Genomic DNA, 4,012 nt, shown 5'->3' on the forward strand with positions numbered 1-4,012 from the left:
AAAACTTGTTTTCAATGCAGAAAGAGGCTTTAGGTGTGCCGGTCAGCTGCTTATAGACAGGCTTTTGTGCTCCTGTGCAAAAATAGAATTCCTTGCGCAGGATATTGGACAATCTGTTGGATGTGAAGAACAGACATTTGGTCAAAATAGACTCATCTGTATTCATAAAAAAACTCTGCACGATATCTACCGTGCAGAGGCTGATTCCCTATGTACTTATTCCCGGGCCCGTTCCCACGTCCGTATGGCTTCCATAAGCTGCAGGCGGCTGCTGACGCCCAGCTTGGCAAAAATATTGTGCAGATGTTTTTTTGTTGTACACTGGCTGATGACCAGATGACGGCTGATATCTTCCGTCGAATACTGCTTCATGACCAGGCTGGCAATCTCACTTTCCCGGGGAGTCAGCCCCATAGCTATCAGTTGGCTTTCTTCCTGATCTTTTTCGTGCTGCTGCACCTGGCATTCCTTCCGTTCCCTGCGCAAGCGGATAGCCAGATGATCTTTCAGCCGGTCCAGTATTTCCATTTCGTTATCGGTAAAATCCCGCTGCCGGTCCGTCCGGTAGAGGACGACTTCTCCCAGCAGTTTCCGATCATCGGCCAGGACGATGCCGCTATAAAAGCTGACTTCATTGGGGAGAAGAAATGATTTCCGGACTTCTGTCACCGAGTCTGTCACCTCTTCATCCGGCGTGACCAGGTCACTGCTGCGATAGGCCATGGTGCGGCGCAGGCTGATGACGCGGCGGCAAATGCCGTTCGTATTGATCAACCGGCCATAAGCCTTGACAATCTCCGGATTCATGTGGATACAGAAAGGAGACTGCAACACCAGAAGACCGCCCGTTTCCTCATGAAACAGAAAAAAAGCGGCCCGTTCAAACGGTACGATATTCCGCAATGCCTCCAAAAAATACCGCTGCATGTCCCGGATCGTATCCGTACCGTGGATCAGCAGGGATAATTCGTTGATTCCCAGCCATTCTGAATTTGTTAACATACTGCCACCTTCCATCCGCCATCCCCCGTCCTCCAGGGGGTCCGGTGAAAAAGTAATGCGTCTTTACTCATGTTGCCGTCGCATATTGTCGCATATTATATATACTTATTATATAATGATTATGCAAAAAAATAAAGTTTATTCCTTGTATTTCATTTTGGTATGAATAGATGTTTATTCCATAAATGCATTAATTTATCGTAATTCAGCAACGATTTTTTCCTTTTTTTATGCCTTATCGTCATAATATAGCTGAGAATTTATTGATAGTTAAGAGAAATAAATGTATAATGATATATATTGTTAACAGTTGAGATAACGTTAAAAGACAAGGGTGATATATTGTGTTGAAATTGATTGCTGTAACAAACCGTGCGCTATGCAAACAAAATTACTGGGATCATATGGAACAAGTAGCAGCTTCTGATATCGACAGCATTATTTTGCGCGAAAAAAATCTCGACGAAGAAGAATACACAAATTATGCCAAAAAAATGCAGCGGCTCTGTAATCTGCATCAGAAACAGTGTATCCTCAGTTACTTTGGCCGCGTCGGTGTCAAACTCCACATCCCCCGTTTCCAATGTTCGCTGGACTATTTGCAGTCCCACACGGCGATTACCTATTATATGACCAGCCTGGGAGTTTCTGTACACAGCGCTGAAGAAGCCCGTCTGGCCGAAGAACTGGGAGCCCATTACATCATCGCCAGCCACGTGCTGCCCACGCCGTGCAAGCCGGCCCAGCCGCCTATCGGCCTCCAGGAACTGCGCAATATTACCAGTGCCGTACACGTTCCGGTCTATGCTCTGGGCGGTATAACACCGGAAACGCTGCCACAGCTGGCCGGTATCCCCATCGCCGGCGTCTGCGTCATGACCGGACTCATGACCTGTGATGATGTGCCGGCATACGTGCAGAAGCTGCGTCAGGCAATGCAGTAGAAAGGATGTCCTATTCATGAAACAAGCTTATATTATCATCGATATGCAGAATGATTTCATCGACGGGGCTCTGGGTACGAAAGAAGCACCGCTCATCGTACCGCGCATCGAAGCCCTTCTTCAGGCTGCCAAAAAAGACGAAACGCACCAGACGGATTTCATCTTCACCCAGGATACACATGGCGAAGACTATATGGATACGCAGGAAGGACGTAAACTCCCCGTTCCCCATTGCATCCGCGATACCCACGGCTGGCAGATCTGCCGGGACCTTCTGCCGTACACGCTCATGGCACCGGTCCTGGAAAAACCGACTTTCGGCTGCACCCAGCTCGTCGAAGAAGCGGCACCATACGATCGCCTGGTCCTCATGGGGCTCTGCACGGATATCTGCGTCATTTCCAATGCCATGCTCCTAAAAGCCTATTTCCCGGAAAAGGAAATCGCCGTCCGGAGTGACTGCTGTGCCGGCGTTACACCGGAAAGCCACGCCGAAGCCCTGCGCGCCATGAAGCGTTGCCATATCGATATTATCTGATTATGCCAGACCGTCTTTCCGGCGGTCTGCTTTTTGCGTCATCGTATTTCTTTATATCTGTTATAATATATCTATGTTTTGACATATGTCATCATCACCAGTATAATAGGAACAGGGCATGGTACAGCCCATGCCCTGTATCGTCATGGTGAAAGGAGGAGTATTTATGCCGCGTCCCCAACGCTGCCGCCGTGTCTGTTCTCTGCCCCGTCAGGAATCGTTTACTCCCGACGGAAAGCAAAATGATTGTGATACTATCGTAATGACTGTCGATGAATATGAAGTCATCCGCCTCATGGATCTGGTCGGTCTGACACAGGAACAGGCTGCTGTACAGATGGATGTAGGCCGCACGACTGTAACGGGAATCTATGAATCGGCCCGTCATAAAGTAGCTTTGGCACTGGTATACGGCAGACGCCTGCTCATCCAGGGCGGTAAAATCCAGGTTTGTGAACGCGCCGGTTCGTGCTGCAATCCATTCTGCCGGGCTGTCCGCGAAAAACGGGATACGATCCCACAAAAGGAGAATGATACACAATGAGTGAAAACTGTAATCACGACTGTTCCAGCTGCGCCAGCAACTGTGAAAGCCGTACGGAACCACAGAGCCTTCTGGCAAAGCCTCATGAAGGCACCCATGTCAAACACGTCATCGCCGTCGTCAGCGGCAAAGGCGGCGTCGGTAAATCCCTGGTCACGTCGCTCATGGCCGTACAGATGCACCGCCGTGGCTTTAAAACGGCAATCCTCGATGCCGATATTACCGGCCCTTCCATTCCGAAAGTATTCGGCATCACCGATCGTGCTACGGGCAGCGAAGCCGGCATCAATCCGGTCGTCACCAAAGGCGGCATTGAAGTCATGTCCATGAACGTCCTTCTGGAAGATACGGCCTCGCCCGTCGTCTGGAGAGGACCGGTCATTTCCGGAGCAGTCAAACAGTTCTGGACCGACGTGCTCTGGGGCGACATCGACTACATGTTCGTCGATATGCCTCCGGGAACGGGCGATGTTCCCCTGACCGTATTCCAGAGCCTGCCCGTCGATGGCATCCTCGTCGTCACTTCCCCGCAGGAACTGGTTTCCCTCATCGTCGAAAAGGCATTGAAGATGTCTGAACTGATGCACATCCCCGTCCTGGGCCTCATCGAAAACATGAGCTACTTCGAATGCCCGAACTGCCATGAAAAAGTAGAAATCTACGGCCCGAGCCGCGTCGATGAATCGGCTCAGAAATATGGCATCAGCCATACGGCCAAACTGCCAATCGATCCAGCCTTTGCCGCGCACTGCGATAAGGGCGATATCGAAAGCTACCAGGCCGATTATCTGTCCGATACGGCTGCCTTCCTCGAAGGCGTACTGGGTAAATAAAAGTCCCATTTACGATAAGACAACCAAAGGCTGCCGCAAAATGAACTTGTGAGTCATTTTGCGGCAGCCTTTTTGCACTGGAAAGAGTATCCGGGCAATTCTCCCTGTAAAATAACGATATTATTTTTTGCCGCCCAGATACGCCGCCGTG

5 protein-coding genes are annotated in these 4,012 nt (G+C 50.1%); 4 read left to right on the forward strand and 1 reads right to left on the reverse strand.

Translation table 11 applies throughout. From position 1 onward, the window contains the following. Positions 1-216: 216 nt before the first annotated feature. A complete protein-coding gene (locus DBO31_RS08720; protein WP_159897819.1) occupies positions 217-1,002 on the reverse strand; it encodes a LuxR C-terminal-related transcriptional regulator in 786 nt (261 codons plus the stop codon). Between the two features lie 344 nt (positions 1,003-1,346). Between DBO31_RS08720 and DBO31_RS08725 the strand changes: the two genes are divergently transcribed. The 4 genes from DBO31_RS08725 to DBO31_RS08740 all read left to right on the forward strand — a co-directional run bounded on the left by DBO31_RS08725 (position 1,347) and on the right by DBO31_RS08740 (position 3,861). Further along, on the forward strand, positions 1,347-1,946 hold the full coding sequence (locus DBO31_RS08725) for a thiamine phosphate synthase (protein WP_150824957.1): 600 nt from the start codon (positions 1,347-1,349) through the stop codon (positions 1,944-1,946). A 16-nt stretch (positions 1,947-1,962) separates the two neighbouring features. After that, positions 1,963-2,484: a cysteine hydrolase family protein gene (locus DBO31_RS08730; RefSeq protein ID WP_059076511.1), complete on the forward strand. Its 522-nt coding sequence runs from the start codon at positions 1,963-1,965 to the stop codon at positions 2,482-2,484. Between the two features lie 166 nt (positions 2,485-2,650). Continuing rightward, positions 2,651-3,028 carry a DUF134 domain-containing protein gene (locus tag DBO31_RS08735; RefSeq protein WP_075582455.1) on the forward strand — a complete coding sequence of 126 codons (378 nt, stop codon included), beginning with the start codon at positions 2,651-2,653 and terminating at the stop codon, positions 3,026-3,028. Continuing rightward, positions 3,025-3,861 carry an Mrp/NBP35 family ATP-binding protein gene (locus DBO31_RS08740; RefSeq protein WP_059076509.1) on the forward strand — a complete coding sequence of 279 codons (837 nt, stop codon included), beginning with the start codon at positions 3,025-3,027 and terminating at the stop codon, positions 3,859-3,861. The genes DBO31_RS08735 and DBO31_RS08740 overlap by 4 nt, the downstream gene beginning before the upstream one ends. Positions 3,862-4,012 lie beyond the last annotated feature (151 nt).

The organism is Megasphaera sp. DJF_B143, from assembly GCF_900320625.1.
GTDB lineage: Bacteria > Bacillota > Negativicutes > Veillonellales > Megasphaeraceae > Megasphaera > Megasphaera hexanoica.

What these genes read in the sequence shown, in the direction of transcription:
- DBO31_RS08720 (WP_159897819.1), bottom strand. Translation starts at nt 1,002, where the DNA reads ATGTTAACAAATTCAGAATGGCTGGGAATCAACGAATTATCCCTGCTG.
- DBO31_RS08730 (WP_059076511.1), top strand. Translation starts at nt 1,963, where the DNA reads ATGAAACAAGCTTATATTATCATCGATATGCAGAATGATTTCATCGAC.
- DBO31_RS08735 (WP_075582455.1), top strand. Translation starts at nt 2,651, where the DNA reads ATGCCGCGTCCCCAACGCTGCCGCCGTGTCTGTTCTCTGCCCCGTCAG.
- DBO31_RS08740 (WP_059076509.1), top strand. Translation starts at nt 3,025, where the DNA reads ATGAGTGAAAACTGTAATCACGACTGTTCCAGCTGCGCCAGCAACTGT.